Annotated in this window: 23 protein-coding genes, 1 tRNA gene and 2 pseudogenes; 8 read left to right on the top strand and 18 right to left on the bottom strand. The window is 51.5% G+C overall.

The annotated features are described in order from the left end of the window. The 3 genes and pseudogenes from DMO17_RS07905 to DMO17_RS19525 form a co-directional block, all read left to right on the top strand. Positions 1–123, top strand: a pseudogene (locus DMO17_RS07905) (alkaline phosphatase); the annotation flags it as partial. A gap of 91 nt (positions 124–214) precedes the next feature. Next, positions 215–1,108 carry a recombination directionality factor gene (locus DMO17_RS07910; protein ID WP_110681968.1) on the top strand — a complete coding sequence of 298 codons (894 nt, stop codon included), beginning with the start codon at positions 215–217 and terminating at the stop codon, positions 1,106–1,108. Between the two features lie 18 nt (positions 1,109–1,126). Then, positions 1,127–1,531, top strand: coding sequence for a hypothetical protein (locus DMO17_RS19525; RefSeq protein WP_146224901.1), 405 nt, complete (start codon positions 1,127–1,129; stop codon positions 1,529–1,531). Here the strand turns inward: DMO17_RS19525 and DMO17_RS07915 are convergent. Together DMO17_RS07915 and DMO17_RS07920 are read right to left on the bottom strand one after the other, a co-directional pair. Next, positions 1,455–1,817 carry a helix-turn-helix domain-containing protein gene (locus tag DMO17_RS07915; RefSeq protein WP_146224909.1) on the bottom strand — a complete coding sequence of 121 codons (363 nt, stop codon included), beginning with the start codon at positions 1,815–1,817 and terminating at the stop codon, positions 1,455–1,457. The genes DMO17_RS19525 and DMO17_RS07915 overlap by 77 nt on opposite strands. Then, positions 1,724–2,200 (bottom strand): 3'(2'),5'-bisphosphate nucleotidase CysQ family protein, encoded by a 477-nt coding sequence (locus tag DMO17_RS07920; RefSeq protein ID WP_110681970.1) that lies wholly within the window; start codon positions 2,198–2,200, stop codon positions 1,724–1,726. Before DMO17_RS07920 ends, DMO17_RS07915 begins: the two co-directional genes overlap by 94 nt. A gap of 30 nt (positions 2,201–2,230) precedes the next feature. On the opposite strand from DMO17_RS07920, the gene cysD reads away from it, so the two are divergent. Further along, a complete protein-coding gene (gene cysD / locus DMO17_RS07925) occupies positions 2,231–3,739 on the top strand; it encodes a sulfate adenylyltransferase subunit CysD (RefSeq protein ID WP_258371502.1) in 1,509 nt (502 codons plus the stop codon). Further along, entirely contained in the window at positions 3,739–5,640 is a 1,902-nt protein-coding gene (cysN, locus tag DMO17_RS07930; RefSeq protein WP_110681972.1) for a sulfate adenylyltransferase subunit CysN, read from the top strand. Before cysD ends, cysN begins: the two co-directional genes overlap by 1 nt. Here the strand turns inward: cysN and DMO17_RS07935 are convergent, their stop codons facing one another. The 10 genes from DMO17_RS07935 to DMO17_RS07980 are packed head-to-tail and all read right to left on the bottom strand — an operon-like array spanning position 5,641 to position 16,254. Further along, a complete protein-coding gene (locus DMO17_RS07935; protein ID WP_110681973.1) occupies positions 5,641–6,933 on the bottom strand; it encodes a glycosyltransferase WbsX family protein in 1,293 nt (430 codons plus the stop codon). Between the two features lie 44 nt (positions 6,934–6,977). Continuing rightward, on the bottom strand, positions 6,978–7,820 hold the full coding sequence (locus tag DMO17_RS07940) for a class I SAM-dependent methyltransferase (protein ID WP_110681974.1): 843 nt from the start codon (positions 7,818–7,820) through the stop codon (positions 6,978–6,980). Further along, on the bottom strand, positions 7,817–9,727 hold the full coding sequence (locus tag DMO17_RS07945) for a TylF/MycF/NovP-related O-methyltransferase (RefSeq protein ID WP_181418751.1): 1,911 nt from the start codon (positions 9,725–9,727) through the stop codon (positions 7,817–7,819). Before DMO17_RS07945 ends, DMO17_RS07940 begins: the two co-directional genes overlap by 4 nt. Next, positions 9,724–11,118 carry an ABC transporter ATP-binding protein gene (locus tag DMO17_RS07950; RefSeq protein ID WP_110681975.1) on the bottom strand — a complete coding sequence of 465 codons (1,395 nt, stop codon included), beginning with the start codon at positions 11,116–11,118 and terminating at the stop codon, positions 9,724–9,726. Before DMO17_RS07950 ends, DMO17_RS07945 begins: the two co-directional genes overlap by 4 nt. Then, positions 11,108–11,926 carry an ABC transporter permease gene (locus tag DMO17_RS07955; protein WP_110681976.1) on the bottom strand — a complete coding sequence of 273 codons (819 nt, stop codon included), beginning with the start codon at positions 11,924–11,926 and terminating at the stop codon, positions 11,108–11,110. The genes DMO17_RS07950 and DMO17_RS07955 overlap by 11 nt, the downstream gene beginning before the upstream one ends. Further along, positions 11,926–12,471 carry a dTDP-4-dehydrorhamnose 3,5-epimerase gene (gene rfbC / locus DMO17_RS07960; RefSeq protein ID WP_110681977.1) on the bottom strand — a complete coding sequence of 182 codons (546 nt, stop codon included), beginning with the start codon at positions 12,469–12,471 and terminating at the stop codon, positions 11,926–11,928. Before rfbC ends, DMO17_RS07955 begins: the two co-directional genes overlap by 1 nt. Then, positions 12,471–13,352 carry a glucose-1-phosphate thymidylyltransferase RfbA gene (rfbA, locus tag DMO17_RS07965; RefSeq protein ID WP_110682353.1) on the bottom strand — a complete coding sequence of 294 codons (882 nt, stop codon included), beginning with the start codon at positions 13,350–13,352 and terminating at the stop codon, positions 12,471–12,473. The genes rfbC and rfbA overlap by 1 nt, the downstream gene beginning before the upstream one ends. 5 nt (positions 13,353–13,357) lie before the next feature. Beyond that, positions 13,358–14,254, bottom strand: coding sequence for a dTDP-4-dehydrorhamnose reductase (rfbD, locus tag DMO17_RS07970; protein WP_110681978.1), 897 nt, complete (start codon positions 14,252–14,254; stop codon positions 13,358–13,360). Further along, positions 14,251–15,321: a dTDP-glucose 4,6-dehydratase gene (gene rfbB, locus DMO17_RS07975; RefSeq protein WP_110681979.1), complete on the bottom strand. Its 1,071-nt coding sequence runs from the start codon at positions 15,319–15,321 to the stop codon at positions 14,251–14,253. The genes rfbD and rfbB overlap by 4 nt, the downstream gene beginning before the upstream one ends. Positions 15,322–15,324: 3 nt before the next feature. Beyond that, a complete protein-coding gene (locus DMO17_RS07980; RefSeq protein WP_110681980.1) occupies positions 15,325–16,254 on the bottom strand; it encodes a glycosyltransferase family 2 protein in 930 nt (309 codons plus the stop codon). A gap of 653 nt (positions 16,255–16,907) precedes the next feature. Here DMO17_RS07980 and radC point away from each other — a divergent pair. Further along, complete coding sequence (gene radC, locus DMO17_RS07985; RefSeq protein ID WP_110681981.1) at positions 16,908–17,402, top strand: RadC family protein; 495 nt, start codon at positions 16,908–16,910, stop codon at positions 17,400–17,402. Between the two features lie 198 nt (positions 17,403–17,600). Here radC and DMO17_RS07990 read toward each other — a convergent pair whose 3' ends face one another. Both DMO17_RS07990 and DMO17_RS07995 read right to left on the bottom strand, forming a co-directional pair. After that, positions 17,601–17,795: a helix-turn-helix transcriptional regulator gene (locus DMO17_RS07990; protein ID WP_110681982.1), complete on the bottom strand. Its 195-nt coding sequence runs from the start codon at positions 17,793–17,795 to the stop codon at positions 17,601–17,603. 34 nt (positions 17,796–17,829) lie between these two features. Beyond that, on the bottom strand, positions 17,830–18,507 hold the full coding sequence (locus tag DMO17_RS07995) for an inovirus Gp2 family protein (RefSeq protein ID WP_110681983.1): 678 nt from the start codon (positions 18,505–18,507) through the stop codon (positions 17,830–17,832). 1,013 nt (positions 18,508–19,520) lie between these two features. On the opposite strand from DMO17_RS07995, the gene DMO17_RS08000 reads away from it, so the two are divergent. Beyond that, complete coding sequence (locus tag DMO17_RS08000) at positions 19,521–20,369, top strand: ribbon-helix-helix domain-containing protein (RefSeq protein WP_110681984.1); 849 nt, start codon at positions 19,521–19,523, stop codon at positions 20,367–20,369. Between the two features lie 197 nt (positions 20,370–20,566). Here DMO17_RS08000 and DMO17_RS08005 read toward each other — a convergent pair whose 3' ends face one another. Continuing rightward, positions 20,567–22,030 carry an ATP-binding protein gene (locus DMO17_RS08005; RefSeq protein WP_220034070.1) on the bottom strand — a complete coding sequence of 488 codons (1,464 nt, stop codon included), beginning with the start codon at positions 22,028–22,030 and terminating at the stop codon, positions 20,567–20,569. A 126-nt stretch (positions 22,031–22,156) separates the two neighbouring features. On the opposite strand from DMO17_RS08005, the pseudogene DMO17_RS19835 reads away from it, so the two are divergent. Next, positions 22,157–22,548 (top strand): annotated as a pseudogene (locus DMO17_RS19835) (IS5/IS1182 family transposase); the annotation flags it as partial. A gap of 257 nt (positions 22,549–22,805) precedes the next feature. On the opposite strand, the gene DMO17_RS08015 reads toward DMO17_RS19835, so the two are convergent. The 3 genes from DMO17_RS08015 to ihfA form a co-directional block, all read right to left on the bottom strand. Continuing rightward, positions 22,806–22,882 (bottom strand) — tRNA-Pro (locus tag DMO17_RS08015). A gap of 82 nt (positions 22,883–22,964) precedes the next feature. Then, positions 22,965–23,321: a MerR family transcriptional regulator gene (locus DMO17_RS08020; protein WP_043310659.1), complete on the bottom strand. Its 357-nt coding sequence runs from the start codon at positions 23,319–23,321 to the stop codon at positions 22,965–22,967. Further along, positions 23,302–23,604 (bottom strand): integration host factor subunit alpha, encoded by a 303-nt coding sequence (gene ihfA, locus DMO17_RS08025; RefSeq protein ID WP_002553164.1) that lies wholly within the window; start codon positions 23,602–23,604, stop codon positions 23,302–23,304. Before ihfA ends, DMO17_RS08020 begins: the two co-directional genes overlap by 20 nt. Positions 23,605–23,607: the final 3 nt, after the last annotated feature.

Here is a 23,607-nt window from a genome sequence, read left to right on the forward strand (position 1 = left end):
AGTTGGCGTAAAGCCAAGGACAGTGTCGGCCTCGATGTCGCACAACTGCTCCAGGACAAACCCTACCTGCAAGCCAAGTACCCGCTGCTGAAGCCCGGCGCGCGGCGCTTTCTGGTCGGCTGATTTCGACCTCTCACTTCCACTCCTTCCCCTTGGCCAGCCCATGCAGCTAGCACTGCGTGGCTGGCCTTTTTCATTTCTCAGGAGAACCACGATGCTCAAAGGTCTGGCTATTACTCCGCCGGTGCTGGGGCGAATTTCCATCGGCAAGGTGATCGAGAAAAACGGCAAGCGCCTACCCGAGAAAGATGACCAGTTCACCATCACCTCCCAGGTGCAGAGCAAGGACGGCTGGCTTGTACACCCACTCAATGATGAGCTGCGCGAGGGCCAGGAGGGCAAGCTGCGTAGTATCCCGGTGAGGCTGCTGTTCAACGAACCGGATCTGAATTTCCGGGCCGACTACACCCTGTTTGATCGGCAATCGGGGCGCCCTATCTGCGTGGGCAATGGCGATATCTGCAAGCGCGTCACCCAGGATGGCATGCAGTCGCTGCCCTGCCCTTCGCCAGATGCCTGCCCGCTCGCCAAGGGTGGCGCCTGCAAGCCCTATGGGCGCTTGAACGTGGCCATTGGCGATGAGGATCCACTAGGCAGCTTCGTGTTCCGCACCACTGGCTTCAACAGTATCCGCACCCTCACTGCCCGACTGCACTACTTCCAAGCCATCTCTGGCAACCGCCTAGCCTGTCTGCCGCTGGAGCTACGTCTGCGTGGCAAATCAACTCGGCAGAGCCACGGCACGCCACTCTTTTATGTCGACCTGACCATGCGAAGTGGCTTGAGCATGGAGGAAACATTGGCGCAGGCACAGCAGCTGGATCAGAGGCGACAGGCTGCTGGCTTCGATCAGTCGGCACTGGATGCCGCGGCGCGAAGTGGTTTGGGCAATGGCGCCTTTGAAGACAGTGGCGAGGACGCCGGAGCGATTGTCGATGAGTTTTTCCCGCCCACCGAGCCAGCGCAGACCGCCAGCGAGACCTCATCCCCAAAGCACACAACACTGGTCACCAAGCTGGAATCACTCAGCAGCGAAGCGAGGCCATAACCACTCAGGAGACTCTTCATGGAAACACGATGCCTGATTTGCGATTCGACGCTCGTGGTCACCAAGGCGCAGGCGCAGGCCCTCTCCCTGCTACTGGGAACGCTCAGCGGCTTCTTAGACGGCTGTTCGGAGATGCACGTGCAGAGCGACACGCACAAAAAGCGCAGGATCGGCGAAGCCGTTCAGATCGGACTAGAGTTGCTCACGCGCGCAGTCGACGGCGCGACCTCTGGATGTGCCCAGAGCTGGGAATTCGCCCAGGACGTTCAGCGTTATCACTTCGGGGAATTCGAGTGCCTTTGCCTGCGCTGTGGTGCACGTTTCAACCAGCAGCCTAGCGACACCCTTACGCCTCAGCCAGGTGATCCGCCAACTGCTCGACCAGCCCCAGGATTAACTGGCGATCTGCAGGTGAGACCGTAGCCAGCATACGACTGATCCGTTGCGCCTGATCATAGGTTCGCGGGCTTGCTTCTGTAAGCAGGTCCGCGGCCTCGCACTCGAAGATGCCAGCGAACTCCAGCAACCGAGAAATGTTGGGAGTGACGATACCCCGCTCAATGCGGGAAATAGCCTCACTGCCAATGCCAAGCCGCTCAACCACATCATCTTGCCTCATACCGGCACAGACACACTGACCTTTAATCGGCTGCGTATCAGCGGCTGTCTCTCTGAATGCACCCAGCCGACGCCGCCCAAATACATGCAGTCGATAGCAGGCGCATACACCACACCCAACACACTGCGGCCCTGATCGATGATGGCGATGTTGACCGTGAACTCGCCATTACGCGTGATGAATTCCTTGGTTCCATATAGTGGATCAATCAACCAAAAGCGCCCCGAGCCATTGCGATGCACCAGCGAACGCTCATCTTCTTCCGACACCACTGCGTAGCTCTGCGATAAAGAACCGAGGGCCTTGGTCAAAACAACATGAGTGGCCAAATCAGCCTCGGCGACCGGGCTGTGATCTGCCTTCTCACGGCCCCCCGCTCTGCCCGCTGCTGTAAATCGACATGATGGCATCCCCCGCCTGACAAACGATTGGCAATAAAGAGAAGCCAAGTCGATTCGACACACATGTCGCATAATGCAAAACCACGTGATTAAATTTGATAAGTGAATTTCATCACGCAATTTCTATTTCCGGAAATCAACATGATTCAAATTGCGACAGCCACTGCAAATGCTATTTTAGGGCTCGAGGCCGAACAGGCCTGGGATACCAATCTTGCCTACGAACACCTTAAAGCGTGCGGCGAAGCCGATACCAAGCGCACGGCTGAGCGCCGCCTGAACGCTCATGGCCTGCTGCCTGCTGAACTGGCTGAAGAAGCACTGAAAGACGAGCATGGCCGTGCACCCAACAAAATCGTACTGGCCTGGGCCATGGTGCAAGCCCGCAAACGCCGCAACAGAGTGCTGTTCGTTCAACTGAGCCCATTACCCAGCGGAAAGCCCTGCCTGCACGCGAACGATGCCAGGGGCGCGCGCTTCTGGGTGCCATTGGCAAATGTCGAGTGGGAGACAGTCCGCACGGCCTGTGTCGCATTGCAACAACACATCGGTAAGCCCCTCGCGGTGTTTCCGCATGGCTCGTTGGTAGCCTCGATGCGCAACGCGGTCGAGATGCCTGACATCCACTCCTGCGTGAATGTCTACCAGCCGGTACTACCGGCCAATCTCAAGCTCCCCAGGTTCGATTCAATGCCCGCCGAGGCGGCATCCGAACTATCCCCGCACCTCAGGCGCCTGGAAGCAGAGAGCATCCACATCATCCGTGAGGCGGTGGCCGAGGCGCAGAATCCGGCGATGCTGTATTCCATCGGCAAAGACAGTGGAGTGATGCTCCACCTTGCCCGCAAAGCCTTCTTCCCCTCACCACCACCCTTTCCGTTGCTGCACGTAGACACACGCTGGAAGTTTCAGGAGATGTATATGTTCCGTGACTTCATGGCACGTGAAAGCGGCATGGACTTGCTGGTACACACCAACCCGGAGGCCATCGAAAAGAATATCAACCCCTTCGATCATGGCTCCTCGTTGCATACCGACATCACCAAAACCGAAGGGCTCAAACAGGCGCTAGACAAGTACAAATTTGACCTCGTGTTTGGTGGCGCGCGCCGCGATGAAGAAAAGTCCCGCGCCAAGGAGCGCATCTTCTCGTTTCGCAGCGCAACCCATCGCTGGGATCCGAAAAGCCAGCGCCCAGAACTCTGGAACCTCTACAACACCCGCAAAAGCCAGGATGCCAGCATTCGAGTATTCCCCCTGTCGAACTGGACCGAACTCGATATCTGGCACTACATCTACCTGGAAAACATCCCAATGGTGCCCCTGTACTTTGCCAAGTTGCGGCCTGTGGTCGTGCGGCCCGAGATGATAATGCTGGTCGACGACGAGCGCTGCAAACTGCTGCCCGGCGAAGACATTCAGATGCGCAAAGTGCGTTTTCGCACACTGGGCTGTTACCCGCTGACAGGGGCAGTGGAGTCAGAAGCGCAGACGCCGGAAGACATCCTGCTGGAAATCATCAACACACGACAATCCGAACGGCAGGGCCGTCGAATCGATACGGATAGCGCAGGCTCCATGGAGAAGAAAAAACAAGAGGGCTACTTCTGATGGCACGCCTCAAGAAAAGCACCTCGCCCGAACAGCACGCCCACAAGACGGCAACACTGAGCGAATGGCTCGAGCAGCAAGCCAATCAGGACCTGTTGCGTTTTATCACCTGCGGTAGCGTCGATGATGGCAAAAGCACGCTTATCGGCCGCTTGCTCTGGGAAGCACAGCAGGTCTTCGACGATCAGTTGAGTACGCTGCAGGCCGACTCCAAGCGTCATGGCACGCAAGGTAACGACATTGACTTCGCCCTGCTCGTAGATGGCCTGGCAGCAGAGCGAGAACAGGGCATCACCATCGATGTGGCCTATCGTTTCTTCTCCACACCGCATCGCAAATTCATCGTGGCCGATACCCCTGGCCACGAGCAATACACGCGCAACATGATCACAGGAGCCTCCACCGCAGACGTTGCGGTACTGCTGGTCGATGCGCGCCAGGGCGTGCTGACGCAAACCCGCCGGCACGCCTATCTGGCGTCACTGGTGGGCATAAAGCACATCATCCTGGCCATCAACAAGATGGATCTGGTGGCGTATGACCCCCAGGTGTTCGCCGATACGCTGGCTGCGTTCAACACAGCGGCCGAGCCATTGGGATTCGACAGCATCACCGCCATCCCATTGTCGGCTCTCAAAGGCGACAACATCACCTCACGCTCGGCACATACGCCCTGGTACCAGGGCCCAACCCTCATGGCCTGCCTGGAAACCATCGCCCCTCGTACCCCCAGGGAACACAAAACGGTCTTTCCCGTTCAGTGGGTCAACCGTCCGGATGCCAGCTTCCGAGGCTTCAGCGGCACATTGGCCTCCGGCCAAATAGCCGTCGGCAACGAAGTGCGCGTAACGGCTTCCGGGCAAACGGCCAAGATCGCACGCATCGTCACCGCCAACGGCGATCTCGACTGTACCAACCCGGGCGATGCCGTCACGTTGGTACTGGACCGCGAAGTCGATTCCTCAAGAGGCGACATTCTGGCTCGCGCTGATCAACCGCTGGAAATGACCGACCAGTTCGAAGCCACCCTGGTCTGGATGCACGACGAGCCTGGCCTGATAGGCCGCTCCTACGAGATCAAACTGGCGAACCAATGGGCCAGCGCCAGCCTTACCGCACTGAAGCACCGCATAGACGTCAACACTCAAGCTCATGAATCGTGCCGCCGGCTTCAGCTTAACGACATCGCAGTAGCCAACCTTGCACTGAGCAAGCCACTGGTTTTCGATACCTACGCTCAATCACATACCCTGGGCGGATTCCTGCTGGTCGACAAATACACCCACAGCACCGTCGCCGCCGGAATGATCCGCCACAATCTGCGCCGCGCACAGAACGTACATCGCCAGGCACTCAGCATTACCCGTGAGGACCGCGAACGCCTCAATGGCCATAAAGGCAAGGTCATCTGGTTCACCGGCCTTTCCGGCTCGGGTAAATCGACTATCGCCAACGCCCTGGAGAAAGAACTCCACGCCCTGGGTAAACGCACCTATATCCTCGATGGCGACAACGTTCGCCAAGGCCTCAACAAGGACCTCGGCTTTACCGATGCCGACCGGGTGGAAAATATTCGACGCGTAGCTGAAGTAGCCAAACTGATGATGGATGCCGGGCTGATCGTGATGACCGCCTTTATCAGCCCCTTCCGGGCAGAACGCCAGATGGCCCGGGAGCTGATCGGAGAAGATAACTTTATCGAAGTGTTCGTCGACACGCCGCTGGCCGTGTGCGAGCAGCGTGATCCGAAGGGACTTTACAAGAAGGCACGCACTGGGCAACTGCCAAATATGACAGGTATTAACAGCCCTTATGAACCCCCCAGAGCGCCTGAAATTACCATTAGTAGAGGAGGTACCGATTTAGAATCCATAGTCACTACGCTTACATGCATGATTTGATCAACTAAGTCTTGTCATGAGGTTGCGGAAAAATCGGACAAAAGGCAAAAGCATTCGATGCAGCACCTTAATAGCCTTTATTGATTCTTTCAATCTAGAAAACATTCGAGAGCCATGGAACTGAATAAACTCAGCCAAGTCACCCATGAAGCTTCTGAAAGCCTCATTATTAATTTCCGGAAAACTTATATCCGGAAATTTACCAAATTGAAATCTTCGGACGCCATTTTTAGCGTCACGCGTTGCCCGCAAAAAACCACGGCCATATAGACGATCTGGTTCAAGATGACAGCCTTCAGCCCACTCATTCCATGCATTAATGAAAATTAACTGTTCGCCCCCCGTTTTTTTTACCAAATCAATGGTAGATGATAGCCAGCATTCATAATTACCGGGCGTACCATTTAAAACGACTAACGCTCTACTATTTGTACGAGCAGTATTATCCCAGGAGGGGAATACAGTTTTGAATACATGCTGACCATTGTAGTCCCTGCTGAGGTAGTCACTGGCAAGAGAACCATACTGAATGACGTTACCAGAAAAAGCCTTGTGGAAGGAAAGCTCACTATTAATGTTTGGTTGCTTTAGGTTGTGAGGGGGAAATTCAACACCACTATCAAAACCATATTTAGCATAATCTTCATTGCCATGAGTTAATGCCGCACAAAGATGAATTTCACCAATACCTATATCGCGACAATAGTCACGCCAAGTTTCCAGCGTTTTATTTGCATCCGGCAAATGTTGCGGTCGATAGACAATTAGAAACGGCCGACCACCTACCCGAATATATCTGGAATCCTTAAAAAATTGCACTAGTGATTTAATGAAATTGACATCATCATCGGGCAAATATTTTTGCGCAATTAGAACCTCGTGCTCTGCAGCATCCCAGCGCCTGGTCCAGTTTTCATTGGCCCAGCACAGACAAAACGGCATATCGCTTTCTGGATCAGCCAACATATCATCCAAGGGCTGATTGAGTATCCTTTTTCCAGAAAACCAATAATAGTGATAACAGAAGCCATCTACTCCATACTCTTTAGCTAAGCGGATTTGATCATGGCGTGTCTCGCGCACACGCAAATCGTAGAAACCCAGGTCGGTCGGTAGATGCGGCTGATAGTGCCCCTCAAATAATCCTTGCGCCTTAGTAACATTCGTCCACTCTGTGAATCCCTTCCCCCACCAACTATCGTTCTCTGGTGTTGGGTGAAATTGAGTGAGGTAGAAAGCGATCAGCCGCGGTGATTGATCGCCTCCCTCCGGCATGGACTTATTAATATTCATTTATTCTTACTACTCAATACTGGCAAACACATGAAAATGATTATCTAGAGATTGATTCTAAATAATCTAAAAACCCTACAAATCCAAAGCTTGGTCTGAGGGCTAAGTCTAGTGGCTACACGCGCTTTTACCGATGAACCGCTTGGTAAAATTCGATTCTTGAGTGCAGGCGGGACCAGCCTCACCGCTTCACCCGGACGACTTTGCGGCACGGCCTTAATGACCACCTGATAAACATGCGCATGAGGGCTACTGCATAGTGCCGATTTCACATTAGTCGGAAGACGTGACCATGTAGGAGCGAACTCTGTATTCTCAGGAGGCTTTATGACATAACGCGCCTCAACGATTTTAAGACCAGCTTGACTAAAAAGATCCTCCATATTTTTCAAGCCAAAAAAGCGAATGTGCGTACGATCAAGCAAGCCCCAATCACGGTACTCAAAATCACCATTGACTAGGCATGCGGAAATAGCTGCATGGCCAACATGCGGTAGCGAAATAACCAAATAGCCTTCAGATTCTAATAGTGGAACCATGCGCTTTAAGGTCACCCATGGATCATAGAGATGCTCCAGCACGTCTGCCGCCACCACCACATCAAACTTAGCCATGCCACTTAATAATCCCGGCCAGTCCTTGGAGTTAAGATCCGCCTGCAGAACAGTATCACAGTAAGGCTCTACCAGTTTGATGGCGTCCGGATCAAGTTCAAGCCCTACCACACGGCACTCACCTTGCTGTAAAAGTAGCTTGGTAATAGAGCCTGGGCCACAACCAATTTCCAGCACTCGCTTTTGGTGGCCAACCATTCTAATTACATTCGCCGGGGCAGTCTGGGAGTCCGTGTCAACATCATACTCATAGTTGTGACGGGCTTTATTCATCTAACTATCCTCAGCTTGCGGAATAGAGCCGAAAGCCTCCGGAGCGGAGCCGTTACTGTCCAAGAATAACTTTCGTAAATCTTAGAAATAATCTCAATGCTTTCTTCTAACTGCTTGGACAAGTTGAGCAGTGATGCCTCTCGCTTAGCGAGTTGCTGCCCAAGATTCAAATTTCGATTTTCTAGCTTTGCCAAGTACACATCTCTCTTCACCATCGAAACATGTAGCTCACTGATTATTATTCGATTTATTCGAGCTAGTGCATCGCTCAGACGATCACCAAGCTCTATATCTGGGATATTTTCTTTAAGTGATGATCCGGTGGTCCGCAGAGGAAGGGGGGAAATCTTTTTCCAGTAAACCCCCACACCATCAATCTCAACCAATTCGGGCGAAATCCCAGACTTTATAAAATAATCATGAACTGCCAACTTGCATGCCGGAACAACATGATAATCGTCGACAATGACATAACCACCCACCGACAGCTTTGGGTATAAATTCACCAATCCGTCCATTGTAGATTCATACATATCGCCATCAAGACGAATCAGTGCAAGACTATTAATCGGCGCCGTCGGCAAGGTATCCTTGAACCAACCTTTTAGGAATACAACCTGGTCATCTAAAAGGCCATACTTCAAAAAATTATTTCTGACATCTTCAAGTGAAATAGCGAGCTGCGCATAGCTATGGAAATCTGAGTCTCGGTCTGCAGGGTATAGACTTTCATCACCCTTAGGCAATCCTTCGAATGAATCTGCAACCCATACTTTTCGATCGGTAATACCATAAGACATTAGAACAGCGCGCATCAGAATGCATGAGCCGCCACGCCATACACCGGTTTCGATAAGATCTCCGGGAACATTCTCATCCAGAACTATCGAAATCAATTCTCGCAAATTAGCTAGCCGTTTATCTCCGACCATAGTCTGCGCTCTTTCGGGCCAATCTAGTCCGTGCTCACGTAGCCTTTGGTCAAACGTGCGGGAACCAAAAGGAGCAAATGATGCGTCGCCGTAGATACTGCCCGTCAGACATTGCTGCAGTAAACCTAAGTAATAGCTCCGTGTCTTATCAATATCCGCAGACGAGCAACCCGACTCAAGAGTATATTTCTTGTTTATCTCAACGTATGCTCTTGAGGGCGAATTAGATTTCAGCCATACAGCTTCATATATATTTCGATCTAATTCAGTAAGCTCGTATAATAGATCCTTGGCTCTTGGTGTTAGCCCCGCAGACTCGGGACTCCAAAAGCTTGAGTTAGCCACGATACGTCCCCTTGGAACTGGCATTCCAAGAGATTGCAGAATATGATCACGATCTTTTTCAAAAGTTTCCGTAAACCCTATGTATGAAAAAGCCTCAATATTTTCGAGCGCTGTAGCAAGAATTGTTTTTGGCGCAACATTTAAAGTATCTCGCCAGTTCGTGTCACTCACTCCACTTGCAAGCTGCCATGCTTGATTGTTCCAAATAAATGCTTTCACCTCATCATTATTGAGCCCCAACTCAAGAAACTCTTCAAGCGACATACTCTGCGCCAACTCATAAATCTTATACTCTTTCGGATTGCGCGCTCTGCAAAAATTATAAAATGACAACACCCTATCAATAGGGTCTCTCAAAAAAGTAAATGAGAAGCGCTCATCGATGAGCTGCTTCGCATAATCAAATCCGAAATGACCGGAAACAAAAGGGACTTTCTCAAACTCCTTAGCCGCTTTTATTGCGCTATCAGAATATGTACCAAACTCCCCAGCAGAAAACAGGCCGTGGCCTATAATACAATCTGCGTGACTTGCGACGTTCTCTTGGCCATAATACTTCTGAGCCAACTCGACTATTGTTGTCCCCGCAGTTTTCTGGATATGCAAAAAGACCCCTGGTATTAATTTCACGACGGCACCTTAATTTCTTCTATTGATATTTCTTCAAATGGCAACCCGACCAAACCAGATACAACACTTGAGGTACGGGATTCAATTATCAACGCATCATGAACCCACTGTAACTGTTTGACATCTGGCGGCACACCATCTGCAACTGCGACGTCTATGGAGTAATGCCCTATCGGCAATATTGGCATATTAAATTTAAACATTACCCTGAGATTGCTGCCAAAGTCGAAAGCAATAGAATTATCGCCACTATAGCCAAATGTATTTTTTGCAAAAACGACTTGACCCAACTTATTCTTTAGCTGGAAGCCCACGACCAAATTATTGCATTTCGTGTGAACATCTATATACGCTAAAAGACTTACACACTCACCACCAACTATCCACGACAAATGATTCCCGCTATTGTCTAAAAAGAAAACATCAGAAAAACTCGCCCCTCCATGCCCGAACCCTTTCGAATCAGATACGAAATCGAATACTTTCAGATCATTTCTTAGATTAGAACAATTTATAAACCTCATTCTCATATCGTACTTTTCTGAAAAAACAAGGAGACCACTAGCCGACGCAGCATTACTTAACATAGTGACCGCAGAATCATTACAGCCGGCGTCATTATCATTGAGCGGAGCATTATAAATATCGGCAAGATAATGCTCAGTTACGTATTTCGCATCACCACTTGCCTTTATACGTCCATTATCTAACCAAATTGCGCTATCACACAAACTTAAAACAGCACTTAAATCATGGCTTACAAAAATTAATGTCCCGATGCTTTTAAAATCACGCAAAAACCTCATGCACTTTTGCGTGAATTTTACATCGCCAACAGCAAGCGCCTCATCAATTATCAGAATATCCGCATCAACATTAGCAATGATAGAGAACGCTAATCTAACATACATCCCAGAAGAATAATTTCTCACGGGCTGATCCATAAAACTACCGATAGCTGCAAATTCAGAAATTTTATCGAATCGCGCATCTATCTCATTTCTAGTCAGGCCAAGTATGGCTGCACTAATATATACATTTTCACGCCCAGTGAAATCTAAATTAAATCCAGAACCTAGTTCCAACAGTGCAGCGACCCTTCCGCTTACCTCTACGAGACCACTAGAGGGATTGAGTGTGCCGCAAATCATTTGTAGCAATGTCGATTTACCGCTACCGTTATAACCCATGACGCATAGCGTTTCGCCTTTTCTAACTGTAAAGGAAACATCTCTTGACGCCCAAAACTCTTCATAATATTTCTTAGGTGAAAACCCAAAAAGTTTTTGCACATACGGAAAAATAAACTGCTTGAGCCTATCCCGCGGCTTATCGTAGATCTGATAGCATTTGCTCAGGCTTTCGACTCTTATTACAACTTCAGAGCACATCAGCGAATCCCCTGCGTGTCTTCTGAAACCAAAAAAAGCCTAGCCAGGCGATGAATAAAGTTATAGCCCAGTAAACGCCTAGAACTAAAAAGTCTGGAGCACACCCCCAGAACAAGACGTTTCTTGTTTGCTCAATAATCACAGCGAGCGGATTCAGATACATAATATTTCTATATAATTCTGGCAAAGCTGTGACTGGATAAAAAACCGGACTAATGAACATTAATGCAGCTGTGAACACCCCAATAACTTGTGAAACATCACGCAAATAAACACCTAGCGAGGATAATACCCAGCACAATCCCACGATAAGAAGCCCGAAAGGTACAAAAATAAGCGGCAAATAAAACACCGTCAGATGCGGCATTCCGATCAGCATAGTGTAAGCCACTAGCCAAACTATCAAACTGACCATAGCATGATAAAGGGCAGCCGCAAAACTAACGAACGGCAAAATCTCCAAGGGGAATACTATCTTCTTGACATAATTCGGAGTCGATGAAATCAATCCTGGCGCCCGATTAATGCATTCAACAAAAAGATTGAATACAAGCAGCCCAGCAAATAGCAACAAGGCGAATTCGGCTTTATTTTCTGCGCCACTGCCCCAGCGGGTACTAAATACGACACTAAAAACAAAAGTGTAAATCATCAGCATAATTAGGGGGTTTACAAACGACCATAATAATCCCAGCACAGAGCCTCGATAGCGTCCCAATACTTCACGCCTAGCAAATGTACGAATTAGCTCCCGATTGCGCCATAAACTAGCGATCATTTCGAGCGGCGTTGCAGAAAAGCTGCGCATCAGGAAAAAACCTCGGCATCCAAAAACAGGCACCCCATGGCATCTTTAGTAGAAAGAACGGGTTCGATGCCCAACGGCCAATCGATTTTGAGCATTGCATCATCCCAACGGATGCAACGCTCATGCTCTGGCGCGTAGTAGTCGGTCGTCTTGTAGAGAAACTCAGCCGTTTCGCTCAGCGCCACAAAACCATGCGCAAAGCCTTCAGGAACCCAGAGTTGATGCTTGTTTTCAGCACTCAAGTGAGCCCCCACCCACTGGCCGAAGGTTGCGCTGCTTCTGCGCAGATCCACGACAACATCGAACACTTCGCCCTGCACGACCCGCACCAGCTTTCCCTGCGGTTGCTGGACCTGATAGTGCAAGCCTCGTAAAACATTCTTCACCGAACGTGAGTGGTTGTCCTGCACGAAGGTGACGGGCTTTCCGACAGCCTCTTCAAAGCGGCGGTGATTGAAGCTTTCAAAGAAGCCCCCCCGATCATCCCCAAATACCTTGGGCTCGAACAGAATGACATCGGGGATGGCTAAAAGCGTCGCTTTCATCAGTAAACGGTCTCGCTCAGAAGTCGTTTGAGGTATTGCCCGTAGCCATTCTTGGCGAGCAGCGCTGCGAGTGTTTCAAGCTGTTCTGCCGTAATCCATTTCTGGCGATACGCAATTTCTTCCGGGCAGGCGACTTTCAGGCCCTGACGTTTTTCAAGGGTGGTGATGAACTGACTGGCATCCATCAGCGACTCATGTGTGCCGGTATCCAGCCAGGCATATCCGCGCCCCATGATTTCAACACTGAGTTGGCCCTGCTCCAAGTAGAGGCGATTGAGGTCGGTGATTTCCAGTTCGCCACGCGGGGAAGGTTTGAGGCTTTTGGCCAGCTCCACGACCTGATTGTCATAGAAGTAGAGGCCGGTGACGGCATAGCTAGATTTCGGCACCGCAGGTTTCTCTTCAAGGCTGATGGCCTTGCCCTGATCATCGAACTCGACCACGCCATAACGCTCAGGATCATGTACGTGGTAAGCGAACACACTGGCGCCCTGCTCGCGCGACATCGCGCTTATCAGCAGCGCTTGGAAATGGTGACCATGGTAGATATTGTCACCCAGCACCAAGGCCGCCAGATCGTCGCCAATGAACGCTTCACCGATCAGAAACGCCTGGGCCAACCCATCCGGCGATGCCTGCACAGCGTAGGAAAGGCTAAGCCCCCACTTGCTACCGTCGCCCAATAGTTGTTCGAAACGCGGGGTGTCTTGCGGCGTGGATATGATCAGGATTTCACGAATGCCCGCCAGCATCAGGGTGGTCAGCGGGTAATAGATCATCGGCTTGTCATAAACCGGCAGAAGCTGCTTGGAGATCGCCAGGGTCGCTGGGTGCAGACGCGTGCCCGAGCCGCCTGCCAGGATGATGCCTTTGCGTTTCAACATGTTCATTTCTCTAGTACTTCTGTGAGCATCCGTGCCACACCGACCTGCCACTCGGGCAAGCTCAGCGCAAAGGCCTTTTGCAGTTTCTGTGTATTGAGTCGTGAGTTGTTCGGCCGCTTGGCCGGAGTCGGATAGGCGCTGCTGGGGATAGCCGCAACCTGGTCGCCGTGTACCTTGAGGTCGACACTTTCAGCCGCTGCCCGCTCCAGCACGAAGCGCGCATAGGCATGCCAGTTGGTTTCGCCGGACGCGGCAAGGTGATACAGCCCGCCCAACTGTGGCTGTTTCAGGGTCGAACGAATGAGATGTGCGCTGACATCTGCCAACAGCTCAGCCCCGGTCGGCGCACCGAACTGGTCAGCAATCACGCGGAGGCAATCGTGCTCACGGGCCAGACGCAGCATGGTCTTGGCGAAGTTGTTGCCACGCGCTGCGTATACCCAACTGGTACGCAGGATCAAATGCAGGCAGCCACTTGCCTGGATTGCGCGCTCGCCAGCCAGCTTGCTGGCACCATATTGGTTGAGGGGCGCAACAGCATCCGTTTCGCACCAGGGGCGTTCACCATCGCCGGCAAACACGTAGTCGGTGGAGTAGTGCACCAACAAACTACCCAACTGTTTGGCCTCGCGAGCCAATACGGCAACGGCCTCGGCATTCACCCGGAAGGCCAGGTCAGTATCGCTCTCGGCCTTGTCAACGCCGGTGTAGGCGGCGGCATTGACGATCACATTCGGTGCGAAACGCTGCACGGTCTCTGCCAAGCCGCCGAGGTCAGACAGGTCACCGCAGTAGTTGCTGCTTTTGGAGTCAAGAGCCAGCACGCTGCCCAATGGGGCCAGGCTACGTTGCAACTCCCAGCCAACCTGGCCGTTTTTACCCAGCAGCAATATTTTCATTCACTGCGTCCGCGATAGTTGGTTTCCATCCATTGGCGGTAATCGCCAGACAGCACATTGTTCACCCAGGTTTGGTTATCCAAATACCACTGCACTGTCTTGCGGATACCGGTTTCAAAGGTTTCGGCGGGCTTCCAGCCCAGCTCCGTGGCCAGTTTGGTCGCATCGATCGCATAGCGGCGGTCATGCCCGGGGCGATCGGTAACGTAGGCAATCTGCTGCTGATACGGCTCGCCGTCAGCGCGCGGACGCAGCTCGTCAAGCAGGGCACATACAGTGCGCACGATTACCAGGTTGGGCTTCTCATTCCAGCCACCCACGTTGTAGGTCTCGCCCAGCACGCCTGCTTCAAGCACGCGGCGGATGGCACTGCAGTGATCCTTAACGTAGAGCCAGTCGCGGATCTGCTGGCCGTCGCCATACACCGGCAGAGGCTTACCGGCCAGGGCGTTGACGATCATCAGCGGAATGAGCTTCTCCGGGAAATGATACGGGCCATAGTTGTTCGAGCAATTGGTGGTGAGCACCGGCAGGCCGTAGGTGCGATGGTAGGCACGCACCAAATGGTCACTGGCCGCCTTGCTGGCCGAATATGGGCTGTTGGGCTCGTACTGATGTTTTTCGGTGAACGCCGGCTCGTCTTTGCCCAAAGAGCCGTAGACTTCGTCTGTCGATACATGGAGGAAACGAAACGCCTGCTGCGCCTGCGGCTCAAGCGCGTTCCAATAGACGCGTACAGCTTCCAGCAAGCGGAAGGTGCCGACGATGTTGGTCTCGATAAAAGCTTCCGGCCCATCGATGGATCGGTCGACATGAGACTCCGCAGCGAAATTGAGAATGGCCCGTGGCTGATGGTCAGCCAGCAGACGCGCCACCAGGGCGCTGTCACCAATATCGCCCTGAACAAAGAGATGCCTAGCATCACCCTCCAGAGTGGCGAGGTTTTCCAGGTTGCCGGCATACGTCAGTTTATCCAGATTGACCACCAACTCATCGGACTGGGCCAGCCAGTCGAGCACGAAATTACTGCCGATGAAGCCTGCTCCGCCAGTTACAAAAATAGTCATGCGTCAAATTTTTCCGAACATAGCAGCCGCGACCAGACCAATATTGCCCAGCAGTGTTTGGCGGTAGATACCGCTGCGTTTGAGATGGATAAGGCGAGGAATAAGGCTCATGCACCGGGCGTCAGCAAAGCGCTGAAGTATTTCCCGGTTTTCGGGTGTAAGTTGGTGTTCTAGCGTCAGTAGCGCAGAGATGTTGCAATCATTCCAGTGCTTGAAGCGCCCCTGAAATAGCATACGAATACGTTTTAAACGGGCTGCCCAGTTGGCATTCATTCCCACCAGGTTACCGCCGTGCTGGCGATAGCGCAGCGTTGGCTTACGGTCATAGAAAACACGACCGCCACAGCCCGTTACAACCATGTAGGCCCACCAGTCATGACTAATAACAGACTTGTTTTCCCCGGATTCGCGCAAAAGTTTTCGCGCAGCACTGTTGAACACCATGGTGTTGCCACCACCGATATTTTGCATCAAGGCGTTGCCGAAACTGGGAGGCTTGGGAAAAAATGGTGAAATACCGATGTAATTGTTATCAGCATCAACTAATAGGGTGCGAGAGCAATACAATGCCGGGATATTATCCGGCACGGTTTCAAGCCATCGTACAGCTCTCGCAAGCTTATCTGCCTCCCATATATCATCTTGGTCTGACCAGGCATAAAAATCTGCCTGAATGCCTGAGTCGCATGTAAGTCTAAGAAAATTAGCTGCAAATCCAACTTTACGACCCAAGCGTATATGTAAGCGCCCAGGCCACTTATCGCTATAGCATTCAAGCATTTCGAAAGTGCCATCATGCGAGCCATCATCAGACACATAAACCACCCAGTTTTTATACTCTTGCGAACCGAAAGATTCCAGTTGCTCTTTTAAATATTTACAGCCATTAAATGTACAAAGAAGAATTGCAACCTTTAGACTTTCTTTACTCATGAGCGATTTATCAAATTGCAATTTATAGAAAATCAATTTGACAAATTAATTCCCACCATGTGAACACACAAACAGTGCAACGCCATTGCACTATTTGCAACTTCCACAAGCGAGCTTGATCAACGCCAGACAAGTGTCTGCTGTGGCTCCAGGAGATCGGTCCATGAGGCTGAAATCCGCGATCAATAATCCCTGGCGGCGCTGAAGCTAGCTGACGAAAAGGGCTTCAACAAAATCATGATTAGTCCTAACTACATCGATGCAACCAATCAAATTGTCCTGACGGAACAACACGCTTGGAAGCAGGAGCCCCAGACCAAATACCAGAACTTTGCTTGCGTTGAATATCAATTCCAGAGCCGATTGATTCAGCTGGCTCGAGTGGCAGCAGATCCAGCCCCTCAGCAATTGAGGCCGAGGCGTGATTGGATGCCTGGATAGATGTCCTTCGCCAAGACGAAGGAGACGGAGTCGCGATCACCTACAACCACATCACCAAATGCCAGCAATGGTTTAGCGAGGGCTATTCACCCTAATGCGCCAAAGACACAGCTGACCTGACATACGGTTGCAGCTCCACCCTCAAACCGCCAGATCAGTCGATGGTCCGGCGGTTTTTTATGCCCTGTAAAACACCGCCTTAAAGAGGTCCTATGACTACCAAATTCAAGGCCGGCGAGTCCGCCGGCACCTACATCACCGATGCCCCCGTGACCGAAGCCGATATCGTACAGATGGCACAACGCCTAGCCAGCAAGCGGCTGCGCAAAGGCCAGGCCTTGCATGAGCCCATGGAGGTCTTCAGCTATCTGCAGATCCTGCTGCAGGACTATGAACACGAGGTATTTGCACTACTACTGCTGGACAGCAAACACCGTGTCATCCGTTTCGAGGAGCTATTCCGAGGTACTCTGGACGGCGCCAGCGTCTATCCGCGCGAAGTGGTCAAAGTTGCGCTGGAACACAACGCTGCAGCTATGGTGTTAGTGCACAATCACCCTTCCGGCAACCCCGAACCTAGCCAAGCAGATCGTGCACTGACCAGCAGACTCAAACAGGCCTTAGAGCTGGTGGGCGTCCGTACTCTCGATCACATCGTTGTGGGGGCTGAAGGCTGCGTATCGCTCGCCGAACAAGGATACCTTTGAAACTACGCAAGCTCTCCATGCAGACACATGTAGTGATTGATCAGCACCGGATAGATTCAGCGTGGGCAGCGTAGAAGCTGCTCACGCTGATCCGATCCATACCCGCTATTTTTTTGCCTTGAGAGAACGATGCCCGGCGGGCTCCCCAAGCCTGTAGATGGGAGCAATGACACCACCACCTGCGATGCAATTGCTGGGTTACAGGGATGGCTGGCCATCTCGCTCACGGAGCCGGGCCAGAATCCATTCTTGGACCTCGGACTCAACCCACGCTACAGCCTTGCCCCCTATTGCAACCGAGCCTGGGAAGCTCCCCTCCTTCATGACCTTGTAGACGGTAGAGCGGCCAAGGCCGGTAAGTCGCATCACTTCTTTCAGTCGAATCAGTCTCATGGTCAGCACTCCGGCAATTAGTCCATGAGATAGCTCAGGGGTGTTCGGTTTTAAGACGACTCAGCTGGCTCATGCCAAAATTCCGCTGCCCGTCCCCATACACCTTGCTCCTCGTTTTGGCGAAGTAGCTCAGGCGGTAGAAAACCGCACGAAACTGCATCTCAAAGCGATCATCATGCACCTTGAGGGGCGATACGGGGTGTGGTGTGAATAGAACACCCTTCATGGCCACCCTCCAATCCAACCCCAGTGCCACACCCCATGCTTTGACGATACGACCAGCGAGCATTTGGTCATAACAGCTGTCGGCTAACTGTAATCTCCTATAGTCACCTAGGGCGAAATAGGCATCATGGTTGAGCAACAGCGCCAGGTGATAATGTGGATTGGTAGCACCGTTCCACTCACGTACCCAGACATAGCGGAGCATCGGGTCGTAAGCTCTCTTCCCTGCTGCTGCCTTGATAGACCGGGCATGTTCGAGCTGGCTTTTGAGGGACTCAATGCAGTAGGTGATCGCCCGCTGGGGCAAAAGGCATCCCGAGGGCACGCGTAGATCCACCCGGACAACCATCCACCGCGGGTGCAATATCAGGCTATCCTGCAGAAGTAGGTAAATATTCCTTAGGTAATCTGAGTTAAGATCACTAAGCGTTAACTGAACAGGATAGCCTTGCCATTCAGCGGCACTGGAGGGTGGTTGGATGTACATGAGTAGCTCCTATGGTTAGTTCTATAGAAACTAACCTCATCGGTCACCATTCACATACTTACGCTCAACGGCACTGACCACACAGAGCACGCCATCAAGAATAACCAAAGTGCTAACCAGCCTAGCATCCAATCAATAATAAATAACCAACATAAAAACAGCGTTCAATGATCACCCTTAAGAACGACCTGCAAGGAAAATCGAGCAATTCCTGTTGAGAGCCCCCTGCAAACCTGCTCCGAACTTATCTCCGGCATCACGGCCATCAGTAAAAATTAACACGCGTCTTGTATTGCTCTTCCGCATGCACGAGATATCCAAAAATTCTACCACCTCGCCCGAGCTACCAATAGCCAGAAGCACAGAAAGCAGCCGCGCGAGCTCGCTAATGAAAACACAACCTGTACCATGATTCAGATAGCACAAGCGATCTAGCTTCAAGCCTATTCAAGCCCATACCCTCAATGTCTATAGTAGTAGTCACGCCCCTGCCTCCCTGAAGCTTGGATATGGAAGCCAGTTTCGGAGCGATACTCTCAGATCGTGGATAAGCCGAGGCCAGCTATCTCCATTGCCGCCAGGATCTTATCACTTGCCTGATGAGCTCCTAACTTGACTCATCGAATCTGGCTTTCCCGAACATCTATACACGTCGCCAAGGCATAGCCCCGGAAAGCGAGGCACATGTCTTACAGGGCCGTAGTGCTCTACCCACACCCCCTCCTTACCTAGAGAACGGAAGCCACAGAGATCGGCTTTAGCTGCATATCTCAGCTGCGCTTATAGAGCGCCCCCTTACCGCCGCACCACTCGTCCCTCCCTAATCGCCCCAATAAATGCGGTGACTATCAGCTGGTAACCAGTCAGGGCCAGGTTCAACCCAGCAAATTCAATGTGTATACTGCATTCTCATAATCTACAAAGCCACTTCAAATCGGCACAATAACACCAGATATAACCTAAAAATTCGTCTAAAAATCCACTAGAGAACACACACATAGAGAACCAATAACATGGCCACTGCACTCAATGACAGGCTCCAGAAAACACTTGACGGTATCAATGTCGATAGCAGACTAAGTACTTGGCTATGGTTCTTTCTGAAAAGCCAAACGCCTTACGCCTATCTCGGTGAGCTCGGCAGCCCCGGCATGCGAGACCGCATGGCAGATCACATCCAAAACGCTCAAATAAGGAAAGAGTTTGTTGAGGAACAAAGCGCTTTAGCCCTGCTGCCCGAAAAGGACTTAGAATGGATAACAAGCAATAAAAGACAGAATTTCTTTGTAGCTGGAAAACTTATTGAAAAAAACGACAAAATACCAATCATAAGTCAAAACAACCTAACTGGACGAGCACTAACTATTGCAACGATTGACATATGGGGAAAAGAGAAAAACCATAAATCATGGCTAATCAGCGAAATAAGATCAGAATGGGAGCAACACTCAAGCACGGACTATATATTCAAATGGTTCGATAGCCCCGACACCAAGCAAAGGCTAGAAATAGCATGGGAAATAGCCAAAAGCAAATATCCAGTACTTACACTCCAACAAAACACTCCCCAAGACAAAGATGAATTCATAATCTTACTTGACTATTACCTAACACACACATCAGACAAAATACTACTCATGAACTCCATCAAGAAACGATGGAGCCAGAATAAATACCGCACAAAGCTAACAGGCAAGAAGCAGTACAACTTCATTCTTTCTGATAAAGCAATTCAACGCCTTGACAAGCTAGCAGAAAAATACGACCTAAGAAGAACTGAAGTACTGGAAATTTTGTTAAAAATGGAAGAAGAAAAGGGAGCTTACATCCCTGAGAGACTGCGCCCACTAAAAGACATATAACAGAGCAACCGCAAAAACACTTCTACTCAACCAAAGCAAGCATAGAGAAACCTGGCGAAACAACGAAAACTGTAATTGGGCCGAACTCCCCCCACCTCATCACAGATAAATGTCCGGATGCTCGTGGAGCAAGTGCCAGAGTCAACGTGAAATCCGCAACCAAAGCCTCAGGAGTGCTTATCAAAACCAGCGTTTATCTAAAGCTCTGCTGTCAGCGCTATCAGGTCTTGAGAGAGCACACCTTGCGCCTTGAGTTGCTCGGTCAATCCAGCGCTAATACGAGGCGCAATCGCGACATACTCAACTAACCAGGAGCGGAATCGAGGCTGCGCATTCAAGAAGCGCTCAGCGGCTTGCTTAAGTGGCTCTACGGAGCCAAGCAACTTGGCTTCGTTACGCTTGCAGGTTCCGAAGCGAATCCGTTGCTCATCACCGCAGATAGCCACCAGATCGATTTCTACATCGCTGCGATCCCAAAAGCCCTGAATACGCTCTGTAAGCGGGAAATCACCAAGACCTCGACGACTACGCTCCTCATAGAGCTTGCCCACCATGTCCTCCAGCGCATAGCCCTCAACCTGCATGAGACGCTCATCAGCTTGAGCCAACAGCTTTTCCAAAGGGCGAAATGCAACGGCCGATACAGGCTGCTGCAAAGCAGAAAGCCATGCACGAAGAAAATTGTCGCGGATGTAGTAACGACCTGAGCGTGCACGAGCTGGCGCGAAAATCGGCAGCCGACGCTCAATCATCTGATATCGCTCTGACAGGATCTTCAAATAGCCGCCCACCTGCTTCACTTCACCAGGCCCAGATACCTCTGCCATCGCTGCTTCGATGCTGGCATTGGTACAACCGGGATGCTGGGCTAGATACTGCAGCAGCATGTCGTAGCGGCCACGCAGTTCACGCAAAAACCAGTTATCTGCTTCATTGCGTAAGGGGGAGGAACTCGAAAAGAACAAGCGCCGCAAAACTTCTTGTCTCTCTGCTGCCAGCACTCCCTGCTCATAAGCATCGCGATAGAACTTGGGAACACCCTCAAAAAGGCTCCAGAGAAACAGCAGGCGCTCCGGCTCCACATCAGCATGCGCCTTAAGGATCTCAAGGATAGAGCTGATATCCAGGTGCCCGAGCTCTAGGGAATCAGTTGTACGGTTGAACAACGGAGCTGCCCGATCCTCAAGCAACGCCGTCATTTCAGCATGTAAGGACCCCAACACGATCAAGCCACCAGGAACGTTAGCCGCGTTGGCGGCAAGGCGGTCAACCACAGCCTGAAGCAAAGAGCAAAAATCAAACAGCCGCTTGCGATTGAAGTACTGAAACTCATCGAGCGCGATGACGTATCCCTGCTCGGCAAGCCTGCCGATCAGGTCAGCTAAGTCACCCAACGAGCGCACTCGCTCCTGAATGCCAAAGGTACTGAGGTATTCATTGCATGCCGCTACTACTCCCGTAGGGTCAGAGTCGGGGATCTGGATGTAAAGCGTCTTATCGATGCCCGCGGCCTGTAGTGCCTGCTGGATCAGCGTGGTTTTACCAATACGACGGCGACCAGATATCTGGAGGAAAAACCACCTCTTACGCTCAAGCACCTGCTGCATCTGCAGCAGTTCGGAGCGTCGGCCGTAAAAAGACCAAGGTCTGGCTTGTGCCATAGGCTCGTTTCCTTCTGCAAAAATTCATTGTCGAGCGTTGTAGCCCCAGCTTAGAGGCAGGTTACAGCATGGACAAAGTTAAGGTAAAAATTTTTACCTAATATAAGGCCAGACCACAAAGACCCACGATCCAATGCTTGCAGGCGCCTGATTAGGCACTTTGCAAAAATCGAGAAAGGGCTGAAACCGCACCACTACTGGAGCGCGTGCTCCGAGGTTGCACGTTGAAGCGCGCTGTAAGCCGTACCCACAGCGCCTGGTGAGCCGCTGGGAGCATGAGACCCTGCTCGAGGCGGTGCAGAGTCGCCTGGCTCAAGCGCCAATTGATCATGCGGATCCGTCGCCAAACGATAGAACAACCGTTCGGCTTGCTGAAATCCTGGATGTGTACCGACCGACTCCTCACCCAAACACTCATGCAGGTGAGCACCGAGATGAGCCTGCATGCGGCCTACAGCCTCAGACGCGTGTTGAATTTGCCTGGAAGTGGCGCTCTGATGGCAGCGATGAAAGCCTGAGGCCTGCTTTACAAGCCAAAAGGCGCGGGCCATACCAGCCAGAATCACCGAATGCGCTTGCCGTCCTTCGTTAGCCTCTTGAAAGCCGGGCCCCAGCTCACTGAACTAGAGCGACAGACAGCGGGCCAGCACCTGGCTCGATAGCAACAAAAAATTCCGGTGGCACAAAAAGTGGCACAAATTTCAGCCGACCGACAAAACATTCGCCCATAAAAAAATCCAGCCACCGCTAAGTGACTGGATTTTTTAGGGTTTTTTGGTCGGGACGGAGTGATTCGAACACTCGACCCCTTGCACCCCATGCAAGTGCGCTACCGGGCTGCGCTACGCCCCGACGATGCTTCCGTGTTACCGGAAGCGGGGTGGACTTTACATTAAGCTGCTGAATTGTGGAAGTTTTTTTTACTGCTACAGGCTTATTTGCGCAGTACCAGTAGAACATCCTCAAGCTCGGCAATCATCTGCCGAATCAGCTGCTTGTACTGGGTGGTGTCGTCCTTGGCCTCGTCGCCGGAGAGACGCTGGCGCGCCCCGCCGATGGTGAAACCCTGGTCGTACAGAAGGGCTCGGATCTGGCGGATCATCAGCACGTCCTGGCGCTGATAGTAGCGGCGGTTGCCCCGCCGTTTCACCGGATTGAGCTGGGGAAACTCCTGCTCCCAGTAACGCAAAACATGCGGCTTGACGGCGCAGAGGTCGCTGACTTCGCCAATGGTGAAGTAGCGTTTGCCAGGGATAGGCGGCAGCTCGTCGTTATGACTTGGTTCCAGCATATGCCTCTACTCTGGCCTTCAATTTCTGGCCCGGACGAAAGGTGACGACACGGCGAGCCGTGATCGGGATTTCTTCGCCTGTCTTGGGATTACGACCTGGGCGCTGACGCTTATCGCGCAGGTCAAAATTGCCGAAACCGGACAATTTGACCTGCTCGTTGTCTTCCAGCGCGTGGCGGATTTCCTCAAAAAACAGCTCCACCAACTCCTTGGCTTCCCGCTTATTCAGGCCAAGCTCTTCATACAGACGTTCCGCCATTTCAGCTTTCGTCAGAGCCCCCATACG

This window comes from Aquipseudomonas alcaligenes (assembly GCF_003205495.1).
Taxonomy (GTDB): domain Bacteria; phylum Pseudomonadota; class Gammaproteobacteria; order Pseudomonadales; family Pseudomonadaceae; genus Aquipseudomonas; species Aquipseudomonas alcaligenes_B.